Source organism: Nocardia sp. NPDC057668 (genome assembly GCF_042799795.1).
Lineage (GTDB): Bacteria > Actinomycetota > Actinomycetes > Mycobacteriales > Mycobacteriaceae > Nocardia.
In genome coordinates this window covers 491,794-511,286 of record NZ_JBHVIC010000005.1, presented here as the reverse complement: position 1 = coordinate 511,286, position 19,493 = coordinate 491,794, and the positions used below count along the sequence as shown (strand labels likewise).

The window sequence follows — 19,493 nt, the reverse complement described above, 5'->3', positions numbered from 1 at the left end:
TGATTCGGGTGGTCGGGGACCGGCACTACGAGACTCGGGCGGTGTGCGCATGACCCGCACGGCTCGCGTCCGGCCCACCCGCACCCGGCGGCCGCGTATTCCCACGCTGCCGCAGCTCATGGCGACCGCGGTGGAGGCCAATCCGGCCGGCGCCGCCCTCGTGCTCGCCGACGGCGAGGCCACCCTCGCGCAGTTGAGCTACGCCGAGCTGGACGAGCGGTCCACACGCCTTGCGCGCCTGCTCATCGAGCGCGGCGTCGGCCCCGAGGATCTGGTCGCGATCGGCATCCGGCGCTCGCTGGAGTCGGTCATCGCGGTCTGGGCGGTCGCGAAGTCCGGCGCCGGATTCGTTCCCGTCGACCCGAACTATCCGGCCGATCGCGTCGCGCACATGGTCTCCGATTCGGGGGCGGTACTCGGCCTGACCGTGACCGATACCCTCGGTGATCTGCCCGGACTCGTCGAATGGGTGACCATCGATGGACCCGAGGGCGATTACTCGGCCGAGGCCATCGCCAATGCCGAACGAGTGCGCCCGCTGCGCGCCGAGCATCCCGCGTACGTCATCTACACCTCCGGCTCGACCGGCAAACCCAAGGGCGTCGTCGTCACGCACGCCGGGCTCGCGGGCTTCTGCGAGGTACAGCGCGAGCGATACGACATCACGGCCGCCGCGCGCACCGTGCACTTCGCGACGCCGTCGTTCGACGCCTCGGTGCTGGAACTGCTGCTGGCCCTGGGCGGCGCGGCCACCATGGTCGTGGTGTCGCCCGCGGTGTACGGCGGCGCGGAACTGGCCGCCGTGCTCGAGCGCGAGCAGGTGACCCATGCCTTCATCACCCCCGCCGCGCTGGCGTCGGTCGATGCCAGCGGATTGCCCGCGCTGCGGGTGGTGATCACCGGCGGCGAAGCCTGCCCGCCGGACCTGGTGCAGCGCTGGGCCACCGATTCCCGCCGGTTCTGGAATGCCTACGGCCCCACCGAGGCCACGGTCATGACCAATATGGCCGAGTTGCTGCCGGATCGGCCGGTGACCATCGGCGCGCCGATCCCGGGCGTCGTGGAGTATGTGCTGGACGAACGGCTCGGGCAGGTCCCGACCGGCGTCGTCGGTGAACTGTACGTCGCCGGAGCGCATCTGGCCCGCGGCTACCATGGGCAGTCGGCGCTCACCGCAGGACGATTCGTCGCCAATCCCTTCGCTGCCAACGGTTCCCGGCTCTACCGCACCGGTGATCTGGTGCGCTGGAACGCGGCCGGTGAAGTCGAGTACATGGGCCGCAACGACTTCCAGGTGAAGATCCGCGGCTTCCGCATCGAACTCGGCGAGATCGACGCGGTGCTCGCCGAACATCCCGGCATCGACCTGGCCGTCACCGTCGGCCACCGATTGCCGACGGGCGCAACGGTGCTGGTGACATACGTGCACGGGATCGGCGACGCGGAGGTGGCGGTCGCGGAGCTGTCCGCGCTTGCCGAGCGCAGCCTGCCCGCCCACATGGTGCCCGCCGCCATCATGGTGCTGGATCGGATCCCGCTGACTCCGGCGGGCAAACTCGACCGGCGGGCGCTGCCGGAACCCGAACTGCGGGAACGCGAATACCGCGCTCCCGAAACCGCGACCGAACAGCTGCTGGCCGGCATCGTCGCGGAGGTGCTGCGGCTCGAGCGTGTCGGGCTCGACGACGATTTCTTCGCACTCGGCGTGGATTCCATCACCGCCATTCAAATCGTCTCGCGCGCTCGGGCACAGGGCGTGGCGTTCAAGCCCAAGGATCTGTTCGAGACCCGAACGGTCGCGGAACTCGCGCTGATCGCCGAAGAGGCCGGGGCGGAAACGGAATTCACCCCCGGCACGCTGCCCGAGCCCGCGCCGGCGGATCTGGAGCGACTGCGCGGCGACTACCCGAACCTGGCCGAGGTCTGGCCGCTGACGCCGCTGCAGTCCGGCATGCTCTTCCACGCGCTGCTGGCCGAATCCTCGGTCGACGCCTACATGACCCAGTTCACCGTGGACATCGGCGGCGGGGTCGACATCGAGCGCCTGCACAGCGCGGCCCAGTCCGTGCTGGACCGGCATCAGAACCTGCGCGTCGCCTTCGCCGAGGACGGTGACGGCAATCCCGTCCAGGTCGTGGTCGACGGTCTCGATGTGCCCTGGCGCTATGTGGATCTCGGCGAGCTGCCCGCGGACGAGTCCGGCGCGGAGACCGCGCGGGTCCTGGCGGCCGACCTGGCCGAGCACTTCGACATGGCCGCCGCGCCGCTGCTGCGGTTCACCCTGATCCGGACCGCCGCCGACGGCTACCGTGTCGTCGCCACCAGCCATCACATCCTCGTAGACGGCTGGTCCATGCCCCTGCTCATGCAGGACATGTTCGCCTTCTACGCGCTCGGCGACGCCGCGGCGCAGCTGCCTGCCCGGCCCTACCGGGACTACCTGGAATGGCTGGCGGGACAGGACCGTTCGGCGGCGCGCGCGGCGTGGGGCGAGGCGCTGGCCGGTATCACCGAGCCGACGCCGCTCGCGCCCGGCGACCGCTCCCGGGTGATCACCGACGGCATCGGCCAGATCGAGTTCGAGCTGGCCGAGGCCGAGACCGCAGCGCTGAGCCGGGTGGCCGCCGAAGCGGGCGTCACCGTCAACACCATCGTCCAGGCCGCCTGGGGCCTGCTCATCGGACGCAGCACCGACCGCGACGACGTGGTCTTCGGAGCCACCGTCTCCGGGCGTCCCCCGCAGCTCGCGGGCATCGAGACGATGGTCGGGTTGTTCCTGAACGCAATTCCCGTCCGTGTGCGGCTGCGCGCGGCAGACACCCTGGGCGGGCTGCTGCGTCAGCTGCAGCGCGAGCAGGCCGGGCTGCTGGAGCATCACTACCTGGGCCTCAGCGAGATACAGGACACGATCGGCGTCGAAGGGCTCTTCGATTCGCTGGTCGTCTTCGCCTCCTTCCCGGTCGACGGGGAGAAGCTGGCCGAAGCCGCCGCGCCGGTGGCCGGGGTCGACCTGCTCGGTACGCAGATGGTGAACGGCACGCACTACCCGGTGACGGTCATGGTGCTGCCCGGTGCGGACACGCTGCACATCCAGGTCAAATACCTGCGCGACGTCTACGACGAACCGGTAGCCGAGGCACTGGCACAGCGACTGTCGATGCTGCTGGATCGTTTCGGCCGCGATCCGCACGCGCGCGTCGCGGACGTGGACGCGCTCACCGCCGGCGAGCGCACCGCGCTGGCCGCGATCAACGACACCGAAGTCGCCGAGCTGCTGGACGATTCGACGCTGCTGTCGCTGTTCGACGCACAGGTCGCGAAGACCCCCGAGGCCACCGCGGTCATCTTCGGGGACACCACGCTGAGCTACGCCGAACTCGACGCGCGCTCGCGGGTGCTGGCCGAGGAACTGCGCCTGCGCGGGGTCGGGCCCGAATCGCGGGTGGCCGTGGCGCTGCGGCGCAGTATCGATCTCGTCGTCGCGGTGTACGCGGTGCTGCGCGCCGGGGGCGCGTACGTGCCGGTCGACCCGGACCATCCGGCCGAGCGCAACGAGTACGTGCTCGACAGCGCCGCACCGGTCTGCGTGCTCACCCGCCGGGCCGAGGAGTTCGAAACCGCCTCGGGCACACCGCTCTTCTATCTCGAGGCGCTGACCTCGGGCAGCTCGGTCCCGGTGGTCGCCGCCGCCGCGCAGGTGCACCCGGACAACGCCGCGTACGTCATCTACACCTCCGGCTCGACCGGCCGCCCCAAGGGCGTGATGATCACGCACCGGCAGATGGCGAACCAGTTCCGCTGGGCGCAGCGCGAATACCCGCACGGCCCCGGTGACGTGGTGCTGCACAAGACTCCCATCACCTTCGACATCTCCACCTGGGAACTGTTCTGGCCGTTGCAGACCGGCGCGGCCGTGGTCGTCGCCGAGCCGGACGGCCATCGCGATCCCGCCTACCTGGCCCGGGTCATCGACGCCTACGGCGTGGGCACCGTGCACTTCGTGCCGTCGATGCTGGACGCCTTCCTGGACGGCGCCACCGGCGCCGGATTCCCGTCGCTGCGGCGCATTTTCGCCGCGGGTGAGGCGCTGACCGCCGAGACCGCCGCCAAGTGCGCGGACCGGCTGCCCGGCACCGCCCTGCTGAACTGGTACGGCCCGGCCGAGGCCACGGTGGTCACCGCCCATCCGGCGCGCGAGATCACCGGACTCGCGGTGCCGATCGGCAGCCCGGTCGCCAATACCCGTGTGCACGTGCTGGATCGCCAGCTGCGGCCGGTGCCCGTCGGCGCGGCCGGTGAACTCTACGTCGCGGGTGTGCAATTGGCGCGCGGCTACCTCGGCGCGCCCGCCCTCACCGCCGAGCGTTTCGTCGCCCACACCGGCGGGCAGCGGCTCTACCGCACCGGCGACGTGGTGCGCTGGACCGGGAACGCCCTGGAGTACCTGGGGCGCAGTGACTTCCAGGTGAAGCTGCGCGGTCAGCGCATCGAGCTGGGCGAGATCGAGACCGTCCTGCTCGCGCACCCGGACGTGCACCGGGCCGCGGTGTCGCTGGTGCGCGGCGCGGGCGGCGATCGACTGGTTGCCTACGTGGTGCTCGAACCGGGCGCCGAACCCGCGGACGCCGCGCTGCTCGCGCCCGCCCGCGAGGCGCTGCCGTCGTACATGGTCCCCGCGGCGATCGTGCGCCTGGACGCCATGCCGCTCAACGCCAGCGGCAAACTCGACCGTAAAGCCCTGCCGGAGCCGGAGTTCCAGGCCCGCGCCTACCGCGCGCCCGCCACGGCGCTGGAGAACACCGTGGCCGAGGTGTTCGCGGCCGTGCTCGGCCTGGAGCGCGTCGGCGCGGACGACGAATTCTTCGAGCTCGGCGGCAACTCGCTCAGCGCCACCCAGGTCGTGGCCAGGCTCGGCGCGGCGGTCGGCGGCCGGGTGCCGGTGCGAGCGCTGTTCACCGCGCCGAGCGTGGCGCAGCTGGCGGCCCATCTGGCCGAGCACGCGGATTCCGCTGCCGCGCAGCCGCTGCGGCCCATGCCGCGCCCGGACCGGGTGCCGCTGTCGTACGCGCAGCAGCGCATGTGGTTCCTCAACCGGTTCGATCCCGAGAGCGGCGTGAACAACCTGCCGTTCGTGGTCCGGCTCACCGGTGACCTGGACGCCGCGGTACTGCGCGCCGCGCTGCACGACGTGGTCGCGCGGCACGAGGTGCTGCGCACGCGCTACCCCGAGCTCGACGGCGAGGGCTACCAGCTCATCCTGCCGAGCACCGATCCGGCCGCGCTGCCGGAGCTTCCGGTCCTCGACGTCGAGGCGGGTGAGATCGCGGACCTGGTGGCCGCGGACGCCATCGCCGGCTTCGACGTGACGGTCGCGCCGCCCCTGCGGATTCGCCTGCTGCGGGTGTCAGCGACCGAGCACGTGCTGGTCGCGGTCGTGCACCACATCGCGGGCGACGGCTTCTCGATGGGCCCGCTCACCCGCGATCTCATGATCGCCTACTTCGATCGGGTACAGGGCAGCGCGCCGCGGTGGGAGCCGCTGCCGGTGCAGTACGCCGATTACGCGCTGTGGCAGCGCGAGGCACTCGGCGCCGAATCGGATCCCGAATCCGCGCTGGCCCGCCAGGTGGCCTACTGGCGGACGGTCCTGGCCGGCCTGCCCGATCAATTGGATCTGCCGCTGGACCACCCGCGGCCCGCGGTGGCCACCGGACGCGGTGCGACACTGGTCTTCGACATCGACCGGTACGTGCACGCGGTACTGAACCGCACTGCGCAGGAACATAATTCGACGCTGTTCATGGTCGTGCACACGGCCCTGGCGGTGCTGCTGGCCCGGCTGTCGGGCTCCCGGGACATCGCCATCGGCACCCCGGTCGCCGGCCGCGGTGAGGCCGAACTCGACGGCCTCATCGGCATGTTCGTCAACACCCTGGTGTTGCGCACCGACGTCGACCCGTCCGCCACCTTCGGCGAACTGCTGGCCACGGTGCGGCACAACGACATCGAGGGCTTCGGGCACGCGGACGTGCCGTTCGAGCGGCTGGTCGAGCTGCTGGATCCGGCGCGCTCGCAGGCCCGCCATCCGCTGTTCCAGACCATGCTGACCTTCCAGAACATGGCAAGCACCGAGCTGGAACTGCCGGGCCTGGCGGTGGCGCCGGTCGATCTGGACGTGCCGCTGGCCAAGTTCGACCTGCAGCTCTCGGTGGTCGAGCAGACCGGGCCGGACGGCCGTGCGCAGGGCCTGACCGCCGTGTTCACCTACGCCACCGACATTTTCGGCCCGGCGACGGTGCAGAGCTTCGCGGATCGTTTCCGTCGCGTGCTGGTCGCGGTGGCCGCGCATCCGGAGCTGCCGATCGGCGACTTCGACCTGCTGGCGGTGGACGAGCGCCAGCGGGTGCTCGCCGATTGGAACGCCACCGGCGTGGACCTGCCGCCCGCGACGACCCTGGTCTCGGTGTTCGCCGAGCAGGTCGCGCGCACGCCTGGCGCGCCCGCGCTGATCGCCGAGGGGACGAGTCTGTCCTACGGCGAGTTCGCCGACCGCGTGCACCGGCTTGCCCGCCGCCTCATCGCGGCGGGCGTCGGACCGGAATCCCTGGTGGCCCTGGGCATCAGGCGCTCGGTCGACCTGGTCGTGGCCATGTACGCGGTCCTGGAGGCCGGTGGCGCGTACGTGCCGCTGGATCCGGACCAGCCCGCCGAGCGCAACGGCCACGTCCTGGACACCGCGGCGCCGGTGTGCGTGCTGTCCACCGGCCGCGATGGCTTCGACGCGGGGGACCGCCCGGTCCTGGACATCGACCGCGAGGATCTGTCCGGCTTCGCCGCGACCCCGGTGACGGACGCCGAACGCCGTGCCCCGCTGCGGTCGTCGAACACCGCCTACGTCATCTTCACCTCCGGTTCGACCGGCCGCCCCAAGGGTGTGGCCGTGCCGCACGCGGCCGTGGTCAACCAGATCCGCTGGATCACCGCCGAATACGGCATCGACGCCGACGACGTGGTGCTGTTCAAGACCCCCGCGACCTTCGACGTCTCGGTGTGGGAACTCTTCGGGCCCTTGGCCGTCGGCGGCCGCATGGTCGTGGCGAGCCCGGACGGCCACCGTGATCCGCACTACCTCGCCGAGGTCATTGCCGCGCGCCGGGTCACGCTCACCTCGTTCGTGCCGTCCATGCTCAGCGTGTTCGCAGGCAGTGCCGCGCCCGACGCGCTCACTTCGCTGCGCGCGCTGCTCATCGCCGGTGAGGCTTTCACCGCCGACGCGGTACACGCCTTCCGCCGGGTCGGCACGGCCGCGCTGCACAACCTCTACGGCCCCACCGAATTCACGGTGCACGCCACCTTCGCGCCGGTGCCCGAGCAGGTTTCGGGCGCGGTGCCGATCGGCGCTCCGGTGTGGAACTCGCAGGCGTACGTGCTCGATGCGCGACTGCACCCGGTCGCGCCGGGTATCGCGGGCGAGCTGTATCTCGCGGGCGATCAGCTGGCCACGGGATACGTCGGCCGCCCCGATCTGACGTCGGATCGATTCGTGGCCAACCCCTTCGGCCGTGCCGAGCGGATGTACCGCACCGGCGACCTGGTCACCCGCGACGCCGACGGCGCGATCGTGTACCTGGGCCGCACCGATTTCCAGGTCAAGCTGCGCGGCCAGCGCATCGAGCTCGGTGAGATCGAGGCGGCGCTCGTCGCACACGAAACTGTCGCGCAGGCGGTCGCGCTGGTGCGCTCGGACGAGCACACCGGTGACCGGCTCATCGGCTACGTGGTGCCGGTGGCGGGCACGGAGACGGACCTGTCCGGCCTGCGCACCCACCTGTCCGATCTGCTGCCGTCCTACATGGTGCCCGCGGCGCTGGTGGTGCTGGACGCGTTGCCGCTCAACGCCAACGGCAAACTCGATCGCAAGGCGCTGCCCGTCCCCGACATCGAGGTCCGGGCTTTCCGTGCGCCGTCCACCCCGGTCGAGGAGATCATCGCGGGGGTGTACGCCGAAGCGCTGGGCCTGACCCGGCCCGTCGGCGCGGACGACGACTTCTTCGATCTCGGCGGCAACTCGCTGATCGCCACCCAGGTCGCGGCCCGCCTCGGCGCCGCCCTCGACATCCACGTACCCGTGCGGGTGCTCTTCGAGGCCGCGAGCGTGAGCGGTCTCGCCGTTGCCGTGGAGCAGCACCGCGGTGCCGGCGCCCGGCGCGCGCTCACCCCAGTCGAACGGCCCGAGCGTATTCCGCTGTCGATGGCGCAGCAGCGCATGTGGTTCCTGAACCAGCTCGACAACGCGTCGGTCGCCTACAACCTGCCGATCGCGTTGCGGCTCATCGGTGACCTGGACGTCGAGGCGCTGCAGCACGCGGTCGCCGACGTGGTGACCCGGCACGAGACGTTGCGCACCGTCTATCCGGAGATCGACGGTGTCGGGCACCAGGTGGTGCTGCCGGTCGGGGAGTTCGCACCCGATCTCGCGCCCGAGACGATCGAATCGGCCGACGTGCTCGAACGCGTCGCCCGGATGTTCCTGAGTCCGTTCGACGTGACCGGCGCGGTTCCGTTGCGGGTCAAGCTGTTCCGCATCGACACCGCCTCGCGCGAGGCCGAGCACGTGTTCGTGATGGTCGCGCACCACATCAGCTCCGACGGCTGGTCGCTCGGACCGCTGACCCGCGACCTGATGATCGCCTACGCGGCCCGCACGGCGGATGTCGAGCCCGGCTGGGCGCCGCTGGCGGTGCAGTACGCGGACTACTCGCTGTGGCAGCGCGAGGTGCTCGGCCGCGAGGACGATCCGGAATCGCTTGCCGCGCAGCAGCTCGCGTACTGGAAGCAGGCCCTGGCGGGGCTGCCCGACCAGCTGGACCTGCCCACCGACCGGCCGCGGCCCGCGGTGCAGTCCTTCGCCGGCGGCACCGCCGAGATCAGCGTAGGCGCGCAGACGCATCAGGCGTTGCTGAACCTGGCGCGCGCCGAGGGCGCGACCCTGTTCATGGTCGTGCACACCGCACTCGCGGTGCTGCTGGCCCGGCTCTCGGGGACCGACGACATCGCGGTGGGCACCCCCATCGCCGGTCGTGGCGAGGCGGTGCTGGACGACCTGGTCGGCATGTTCGTCAACACCCTGGTGTTCCGCTCCCGCGTCGACAGCGACGCCGTCTTCACCGATCTGCTCGCCCGCCAGCGCGCCACTGACATCGCGGCCTTCGCCCACGCGGACGTGCCGTTCGAGCGCCTGGTCGAGGTGCTGAATCCGGTGCGATCCACCGCGCGGCATCCGCTCTTCCAGGTCGGGCTCTCGTTCCAGAACCTGGCCAAGGCCGGACTGGAACTGCCCGGCCTTTCGGTCGCGCCGGTCGCGGTGGACACCGAGCTGTCGCAGTTCGATCTGCACTTCCTGATCACCGACTCGCACGACGATTCCGGTGCGGCGGCGGGGATCACCGGCCTGGTGACCTACGCGGCCGACATGTTCGACCGCGCCACCGTCCAGGGCTTCGCGGATCGCTTCATGCGCCTGCTCGACGCCATCGTGGCGAACCCGGGCAGCGCGGTCGGCGACTACGAACTGCTGACCCGCACCGAGTACGACCACCTGGTGCGCGACGCCAATGCCACCGCGCACGAGACGGATTCGACGGCGACGCTGGCCGCGCTGCTCACCGGTAGCATCGCCCGGCACGGGTCGGCCATCGCCCTGTTCGAGGACGCCACCGGCGCCGACCTGACCTACGCCGAGCTGGGGGAGCGGGTCAATCGCCTGGCCCGGTACCTGATCTCGGCCGGGGTCGGACCCGAGACTCGGGTCGCCCTGGCGTTGCGGCGCTCGGCCGATCTGGTCGTTGCCATGTACGCGGTCACCCTGGCCGGTGGCGCGTACGTGCCGGTGGATCCGGATCAGGCCGCCGAGCGCACCGGGTACATCCTGGAGACCGCCGCGCCGATCTGTGTGCTGACGAACGCGGACGCCGACTTCCACACCGACCTCGCGCCGGTGCTGCGGATCGACGAGCTGGATCTCGAAGCCTTTGCGAGCGATCCGATTTCGGACGCCGACCGCACCGCGACCCTGCTGCCCGAGCACACCGCCTACGTCATCTTCACCTCCGGCTCCACCGGCAGGCCCAAGGGCGTGGCGGTGCCCCACGCGGCCATCGTCAACCAATTGCTGTGGAAGACGGACGAATTCGCGCTCGGTTCCGACGACGCGGTGCTGCTCAAGACCGCGGCCACCTTCGACCTGTCGGTCTGGGAGTTCTGGTCCGCGGCGGTCTGCGGGGGACAGCTCGTCATTGCCGGGCCGGACGGGCATCGCGATCCCGCCTACCTGAACGAGCTCATGCGTCGCGAGCAGGTCACCACCCTGCATGTCGTGCCGTCCATGCTGGACGCGCTGCTGGCCGACGCCGCCACCACGGGCGCGGGTGCGCTGCGGCGGGTGCTGGCCATCGGCGAGGCGCTGCCGGGCGCGCTGGCCCAGCGCTACCGCACCACCTTCCCGCAGGTCGAGCTGTTCAACCTGTACGGCCCCACCGAGGCCGCGGTGTCCATCACCAGTCACCGGGTGAACTCCGGCGATCAGGTGTCGGTCTCCATCGGCGCGCCCGAGTGGAACAGCCGCGCCTACGTGCTGGATTCCCGGCTGCGGCCGGTCCCGGCCGGGGTGTCGGGCGAGTTGTACCTGGCCGGAGCGCAATTGGCGCGCGGCTACTTCGCCCGGCCCGACCTGACCGCCGATCGGTTCGTGGCCGACCCGTTCGGCGTCCCGGGCACGCGGATGTACCGCACCGGCGACCTGGTGGCGTGGAATCGCAACGGCGAGCTGGACTATCGCGGCCGCACCGACTTCCAGGTGAAGATCCGCGGCTTCCGCATCGAACTCGGTGAGATCGAGGCCGCGCTGCTGGCGCTGCCCGAGATAGACCGGACCGCGGTGCTCGCCACCTCCGACGCGCGGATCGGGGATCGGCTCGTCGCCTACCTCGTCGGCACGGATATCGATGTGGCGCGGGTGAAGTCGGCGCTGTCGGCTGCCCTGCCCTCGTACATGGTGCCGGCCGCCTTCGTGGTGCTGGACGCACTGCCACTCAACGTCAACGGCAAGCTCGACCGCAAGGCGCTACCCGAACCCGAGATCGCGGCCCGCGAATACCGCGCGCCGGGAACGGCTTTGGAACAAACCGTCGCCGACGCGTTCGGCGCCGCGCTCGGGGTCGAACGCGTCGGGCTGGACGACGACTTCTTCACCCTGGGCGGCAACTCGCTGCTGGCCACCCAGGTGGTCAGCCGCCTGCGCACCCTCACCGGCGCGCAGGTCATGGTCGCGTGGTTCTTCACCGATCCCACCGTCGGCGGGCTCAGCGCGCAGATCATGACCGCGCTGGCCGGGGAACACGACTACGACGAAGACTCCGAGGCCGGACTCCAGGTCGTGCTGCCCATCCGGGCCACCGGTGCCCGCGCCCCGCTGTTCTGTGCGCCGCCGATGGCGGGCATGTCCTGGTGCTACGCGGGCCTGACCCGGTTCCTGCCCGACGACCAGCCGATCCTCGGCCTGCAGTCGCCAGCGCTGACCGAAGCGGACTGGGATCCCGCCACGCTGCAGGATGTGGTGCGGCGCTACGTGTCCGAGATGCGGCGCGTGCAGCCGGAAGGCCCGTATCGGGTCCTCGGCTACTCACTCGGCGGCATCCTGGCGCACGCCATCGCCACCGAGCTGCGGGCCGACGGTCAGCAGGTCGACCTGGTCGCGATCCTGGACTCGTACCCCGAAACCGAATTCACCGACTTCCGCAGCTCACTGCGTGACGAGCTGGCTCAGGTCGGCGTCGGACCGGACGCCTTCCCGGACGGCGACCTGCGCAACCTCGACGGTGAGGCCCTCGCGGCGGTACACGCCGCCATCCCCGCCGACCTGGCGGTGCTGACGCTGGAACGTTTCCAGCAGATCTACCGCGGTGCGGTGCGCAGCATGGAACTCGGCTCCGAGTACCGGCACGCCGTACTCGACGGCCCCCTGGAACTCTTCCGGGCTACCTTCGGCCGTGACGGCGCGGGACAACCGCATTCGGCCGCGGACTGGCGACCGTACGTCACCGGACCCATCGGTGAATACTCTGTCGAGACACGACATCAGCTCATGACGACCGCCGAAGCCTTCGCCGAAATCGGACCGAAGCTGGCGGAGCTCATCGAACGCGCCGACCGAGAACGCGGCGAATCGGAGGAAACCGTGCGAGTTCCGGTATCCCCGGCCCAGCAGCGCATCTGGTCCCGCGAGCGATCGGCGGTCGACAACCTGCCCGTCGTGCTGCGCTTCACCGGTGAGCTCGACGCCGGAGCCCTCGAACAGGCCCTCGGGGACGTGGTGCGGCGGCACGAGTCGCTGCGCACCCTGTACCCGGTGGTCGACGGCGAGGTGTATCAGCGGGTGCTGCCCGGGGTGCAGATCGCGCCGAAGGTCACTCCCGAGCTGATCGACGTCGACACCCTGCCCGATCGGCTGGAACGGCTGCTCACCCGGCGGTTCGACGTGGCCGCCGAACTGCCCTTGCGCGCGGAGCTCTTCCGCGTGGATCTGGGCGGCGAGATCGAGCACGTGCTCGGCCTGGTCGTGCACGCGATCAGCGCCGACGAGGGCTCGGTCGGGCCGCTGGTGCGAGATCTGGTGACCGCGTACGAGTCCCGGACCACCGGCGCCGCCCCGCAGTGGGCGCCGCTGCCCATGCGCTCGGTGGATCAGACCGGATTGCGCACGGACACCCGGCGATTCGCCGACCTGCGACTGCCCGGCGACCGGCCGCGTCCCGCGACGCCGAGTCATCGCGGCGGCAGCGTGCGGTTCCCCGTCAACGCCGCCATCCACCGCGGCCTCGATCGCATCGCCCGCCGGCACGGCACCACGCTGTTCTCCGTGGTGCACACCGCGCTGGCGTTGTTCCTGGCCCGGCTGTCCGGGACCGAGGACATCGCCATCGGTACCCCCGTCACCGGGCGGGACGCGGCCGGATTGCACGACTCGGTCGGCGTTTACGCCAATACCGTGGTGCTGCGCACCCGGGTCGAAGGCCACCTGAAGTTCGCGCAGTTGCTCGCGCGGGCCGGGGACGCCCAGGCCGAGGCGTTCGCCCAGGCCGAACTGCCGGTCGGGGCCGCGCAGGTCGCGCTGTCCTTCCAGCGGCCCGCGCAGACCGAGTTCGAGCTGCCCGGATTGCGGGTCAGCACACTCGATTCCGGAATCGAGTACACCGCGACCGATCTCGCGCTCAGCATTCGCGAGCGCACCGATCACGACGCCGGGCTGTTCGCCACGCTGAGTTTCGCGCGGGACCTGTTCGACGACGAGACCGTGGACGTGTTCGCGTACCGCTTCGTGCGGCTGCTCGCGGCCGTGGTCACCAGCTCCGAGACGCCCATCGGCGATCTGCCGTTGCTCGGCGACGACGAGTACGAATTGCTCACCCGGGTCACCGATTCGGCGCCGGTCACCCGGCTGCTGCCGGATCTGCTGGCCGCCGGCGCACGCCTGGGCCGGGACCGCGTCGCGGTGCGCTACCGCGGGCATTCGCTGACCTACGGGGAATTCGACGACTACTCCTCGCAGCTGGCGCGGGTGCTCATCGATCGCGGGGTGGCGCCGGAAAGCCTGGTCGCCGTGGCGTTCCCGCGCTCGTTCGAGGCCGTGGCCGCAGTGCTCGCGGTCGCCAAGTCCGGTGGCGCGTACGTGCCGGTCGATCCCACCGATGCCGCGTCGGCCGCCCGGCGGATCACCGAATCCGGTGCCACCGTGGGCATCACGGTCAAGGCGTTCCTGCCGGTGCTGCCGGGCACGGTCGAATGGCTGTGCCTCGACGACGCCGACACCGACGCGCGGTGCGTGGCCGAGGCCACCGATCCGGTGACCGACGCCGATCGCAACGCGCCGCTGCGCGCGGACCATCCCGCCTATGTCGTGTACACCGCGGGAACCCGAGGTGTGGTCGTGACGCACGCCGGTGCGCAGGGCCTGCTCGAATCGGTCGTGCGCCGGTTCGGCCTGGACTCCGGCAGCCGGGTGCTGCACGCGGGCAGCCCCGCCGACGATCTGTCGGTCCTGGAATGGCTGTCGGCCTTCGAGATCGGGGCCACCCTGGTCATCGCGCCGGCCGCCGCCGCCGACGGTGCGGCGCTGGCCGATGTCATTCGCGCCGAGCAGGTCACCCATGCCCTGCTCACCCCGCGCGTCGCCGAGACCCTGGAGCCGGGCACCCTGCCCGGATTGCGCCTGGTCGCGGTGCGCGGGCACAGCACGCCGGAACTGGTCGGCTCGTGGCAGCGGCCCGAGCGCGCCTACCGGCAGCTGCACGGCTCGGCCGAGGCCACCGTCGTGGCCGCCCTGGCCGAGCCCGCACCCGGCCGGCACCTGACCCTCGGCCATCCGGTCAACGGCTTGTCCGCGCTGATCCTGGACGAGCGCCTCAACCCCGTGCCGCCCGGCGTCCCCGGCGAGCTGTACCTCACCGGTCCGGCCCTGGCCCGCGGCTACCACGCGCGCCGCGCCACCACCGCCGTGCGCTTCGTGGCCAACCCGTGGGGCGCCCCCGGCTCCCGCATGCTCCGCACCGGCGACCTGGTGCGCTGGTACGCCGCGCCCCGGGCCCGCAACGGCAACGCCGCCCTGCCCACGGTGGACTGGGAACTCGAGTACCTGGACCACACGGCTCCCGCCGACGAGTTCGACCTCGAGCAGCTGGCCCGCGCTCGCAAGGCCGCGGCCGACGCACCCCCCGTCCTGCGCACCGAGTTCGGGGTCCTGCCCCCGGTGACTCCCCGCCGCGGTGAAACCGCCACCGGTGCAACAGGTCTGTCCGGTGATCGTTCTACCGGATCGGGTCTGCCCGGCGATCGTTCCGCCGGTTCCGGCTTGCCCGGCGACCGTTCTGCCGGATCGGGTCTGTCGGGCGACCGTTCGCCGGGCTCGGCTGACGGCCGCGCTGCTGCTCCCGGCTCAGCTGGTAACCGGTCCGCCGCCACGGGTCTGTCCGGTGACGCCGCTGCCGCACCGGGCGTACCCGGTGGCCGTCGCGGCTCGGGTCTGCCCGGCGACAGCCAGGCAGCCTCGGGGCTATCCGGTGCCGGCCCGGCCGGTCCGGTCCGGTCCGGCGACCGCCCCGCCTCGCCGGTCACCGCCCGCCGCGACCTACCCCCGCGGACGGAGCCGAGATCCTCGAGATCCGCCGAATCCGCTTCCCCGAGTAGGAATTTCGCTGACAACAACGAGGACTGGGCTACCACTCAGGTGTTGCCCGTGATCAAGTCGGACGGCCCCCCGACCAGCGTCAAACTCCGCGCGGTCGACCCCTCCACCCTCGGGCCCGACTTCGCTCCCCGGGTCTCCCGCCCCCGCACGGAGGAACCCGGCGCGGCCGCGACATCCCCCGGCGAGACGGACGAACGCCCCCCGGCAGATGCCTCCCGCTCCGGCGACGCCGAGCTTGGTACGTCCCGGTCGGTGGAAGCCCCTGCCGCGCAGCGCGTCATAGACGCCGCAGCGGGCGGCCCGGCCGAGCTCCGGTACCCCGGCGGCGATACGGCCGCCGGATCCCGGACCTCCTCCGCCGGCGCCGCACCTCGTTTCGGCGATCCGGCGTCCGATGCGCAGCCCCCGAACCCGGCGGACGAGCGCGCCCTGGCCGACGCGTACCGATTCGGCGCGGCCACTCCGGCGGAAACAACAACCGTCGTGCCGGTTTTCACCGACACCGCCGACGGCGGCTCGGGCGAGCCCCCGCGGCCCGGCGGTGCCGAACCCTTCGGTTCCCGTGGTTCTTCCGCGGGTTCCGCGGGTCGTTTCGGTGACGCCGCAGCCGGTGAGCAGGCTCCCGGCGCGGCGGACGAGCGCGCTTCGGCCGACGCCTATCGCTCGGGCGCAGCCGCGCCGGCGGAATCCGCTGCCGCGCCACGGTTCCCAGATGCCGTCGAGGCCGAGCGCCCGCTACCTCGCGGTGCCGAGGCTTTCGGCTCGCGCGCCTCCTCTGCCGATTCCGCGCCGCGTTTCGCTGACGCGGATTCCGATGCACAGGCTCCCAGTGCGGCGGATGAGCGTGCTTTGGCCGACGCCTATCGGTCCGGCGCAGCCGCCCCGCTGGAATCCGCTGCCACGCCGCGCTTCACAGATGAGGTTGAGGCCGGACGGGACGATCGCCCGCTACCCGGCGGTGCCGAAGCCTTCGGATCTCGTGCCCCCGCTGCCGGCTCCGCGCCGCGTTTCGGTGACGAGGATTCCGATGCGCAGGCCCCCAGCGCGGCGGATGAGCGTGCGTTGGCCGACGCCTATCGGTTCGGGGCGGCTACGCCCGCCGAAACCGGTGCCGCGCAGGTGGATCAGGATCCCGCGGCTCGGTTCGCCGACGTCGGGCCGAGCACCGCGGCCAACCGCGCACTGGCCGAGGCGTACAAGGCCGACGCGGTCGGTCCGGATGTCAGTTGGCAGGCGTACTCGGCTGTGCCCGAGGATGAGCCCACTGATGCCGGGAGCTTCGGCGATGACGCCGGCGAGGCTCCCAATACTGCCGCGAACCGAGCGCTGGCGGACGCCTACAAGGCGGACGTGTCGGCGGAGGATGCCGCCTGGCGCGCCGGAGGACTGGCGTATTCGGCCCTGGACGAAGGCATCTCGCTGCCCGGCCGGCCGGAAGCGGCCGGGCCGGGCGGATCGGGAGACGCAGCCGGGAACGGCGCGCCCGCGCGGTTCGACGACTCGGCCGACGAGATCGACCACCGTGCGCTGGCCGACGCGTATCGCGCAGGCTCGCAGGGCGACTCCACCGGCTCGGAGGGCAGCGAGCTGCCCGCGCGATTCGGCGACGAGGCCGAGCGGCCCGCCGCCGACGCGGACCGTGCGCTCGCCGACGCCTACCGCTCGGATTCCGGCCCGGACGACACAGCGTGGCGCACCGGCGGCCTGGCCTACTCGGCCGTCCCCGACGAGCACGCCACCGGCGCTTCACGTTTCGGCGACACCCACGACGAGCCACACGCCGAGGTCGACCACCGCGCGCTGGCCGACGCCTACAAGGCGGACGCGGGCGCACAGCCGACCGGCGATGCCGATCGGCACGCGTTCGGACCCGCTGCGGCAGATCAGCATGTGTTCGGGCAGGCGTCCGGCGATGCCGACGCGCGCACTTTCGGTCGGGCGTCCCGCGATGCTGACCCGCATACGTTCGGGCAGGCATCGGGTGAGGCTGATTCGCACCCGTTCGGGCAGGCATCGGGTGAGGCTGATTCGCACGCGTTCGGGCAGGCGTCGCGTGGCGCTGACCTGTACGGGGACTCGCCCCGGGCAGGTGCGGGGTTCGGCGCGGACCCGGCCGACCGGGCACGGACGGCGGGGGAGAACCTCGCTGCCGCAGGCGAATTCGATGAAGCCGAAGCACAGCGGGCCAGCGCCGCCGCCGATCGGGCACTGGCCGAGGCGTACCGCGCCGAAGCCGCGGTGAGCCCCTCGGCCGGGGTCTTCGGACCGCCCGTGGACGCGGAGCCGGTACCGGAACCTTCCGTGGACAAGGCGTTCTCGGGCTTCGGTGAGCCGAGCGCCCCGCCGCACACCGAGGACTTCACGCACCGCGCGGACCGGACCGCCGAGGCGGCGGCCGGTTTCGGGCCGGGCTTCGCGGACTCGACCGACGCCGACGCGAATGCCAGTGCCGGTGCGAATATCGAGGCCGACCAGAGTTTCCGCGCCTACTCGGATCACGACGCCGGTACCTCCGGCACCGCCGCACGGGCCGAGTTCGCTGGGAACCCCGTCGCCGGTGTGAAGAACGGCGGAGGCGCGAACGTCGCCGAACTCGGCACACCCGCTGATGCCGTTACCGGCGCTGCGGCCGATGCAGACGCCGTGTCTGCAAACGCGGCTGGCGCTGCCGCCGCCAACGACGCCGGTGCTCCCGACGCCGTTCTCGCCGACGCCACCGCCGCTGCCGCCGACGAGGTTGCGGCCGCCGCGGCCGAGAACGCGGACGCTGCCGCGGCACACGCTGCCGCCGCCGAAGCTCCCGCCGCCGGCGATTCGCCTGTCCCGCAGGCGGATTCCACCCCCGTCCCCCGGCTCTCCGCGGTAGGCAAGGTCTCCGCCCTCCCGGCGGGCGCGGTCAGCCTGCTCGAGGTGGAGCCCTCGGGGCTGTGGGTGCGGGCCATCACGCTCGACATCGCGGCCGATGTGTCCGGCACCCGGGTCCGGCGTTCGGTCGCGGGCCTGCTGGAACGGCATCCGGCGCTGTGGTCGCGCCTGCGCCGGGACGGCGACGCCGTCGCCATGGACATTCCGGCCGCTCCCAGCCGCGGGGACGCGGTGGTGTGGCAGCTGGATCCGTCGGTCGAAGCCGTCGGGGACCCCATCGAAGCGGTGATCCACGCGGCCGCCGCGGAGATGGATCCGGAGAAGGGCCGCAACATTCGCTTCGTGCTCATGGCGGGCGCCGAAGCGGATCCGAGCGTCGACGCCGGTGACCGGCCGGCCGCGGTGCTGGTCGTGGTCGCCAACGGACTCGTGGTGGACGACACCTCGTGGCGCACCGTCATCGAGGACCTCACCGCCTCCTGGTCCGGCGGTCACGCCACCCCGCCCAGTGCCGACGCGCACCCGCTCGGCATCGCCGCCGCGCTCGCCGACCGTGCCGCCGAACCGGACACCCTCGACGAATTGCCGTGGTGGCAGGCCACACTGGCCGGCGCCGAACCGGGCATGGATCTCGAGCAGGCGCTCGGCGGCGACGACGGCCCCGTCGGCCGCGGCCGCGTGTCGGTCTCGATCACCGGCGAAGGCGCGGCCGCGGTGGACACCGTCGCCCGCCGCTACCACGCCACCATCGACGAGGTCCTGCTCGGCGCCCTCGCGGTCGCCCTGCTGGACGACAGCGTCGAATCCGCCCGGCACGCCATCGGTTCGGTGGTCCGGCTGGTCGCCGACGGCCGCGTCCCCGGCGACCGGGCCGGTCATCGCACCGTCGGCGCGTTCAGCACCGAGTACCCGTTCGCCCTGCGCCTGGCCGGCGTGGACTACGCCGAGGTACGCCGGGGCGGCGGCGCCGCCGGATCGGTCATCGAGCAGATCCGCGACCGCTGCCGCGAGGTGCCCTCGCAGGGCGTCGGCTTCGGGCTGCTGCGGCACCTGAATCCCGACACCGCCGCCGAGGCGGCCGCGCTCCCGGTGGGCCGCATCGGCTTCCGCTATCGCGATCTGCGACCCGCCCGGGTGTACCCGGAACCGGTCGCCGACGATCTGTACCTGGACGTCACCGTCGACACGACCCAGGACGGCCTGGTCGCCCGGTTCGATTTCGCCGGTGCGGTGCTGGACCTGGAGCAGATCAAGAAGCTCGTGGAGGGCTGGGTTCAGGCACTGGGCGGACTTGCCGAACATGGACGCGCGGTCAATTCGTAGCGCATCGGCTACCGTCACCAACGGTTAGCCCGTAGGGTCTCCACCCGAGGCCCGTATGCGCTGC

At 71.8% G+C, this 19,493-nt stretch carries 1 pseudogene; it reads left to right on the top strand.

Annotated elements, in window-relative coordinates:
- Nucleotides 1–49 precede the first annotated feature (49 nt).
- A pseudogene (locus ACFVBH_RS29685) lies at nucleotides 50–19,429 on the top strand (amino acid adenylation domain-containing protein); the annotation flags it as partial.
- Nucleotides 19,430–19,493: the final 64 nt, after the last annotated feature.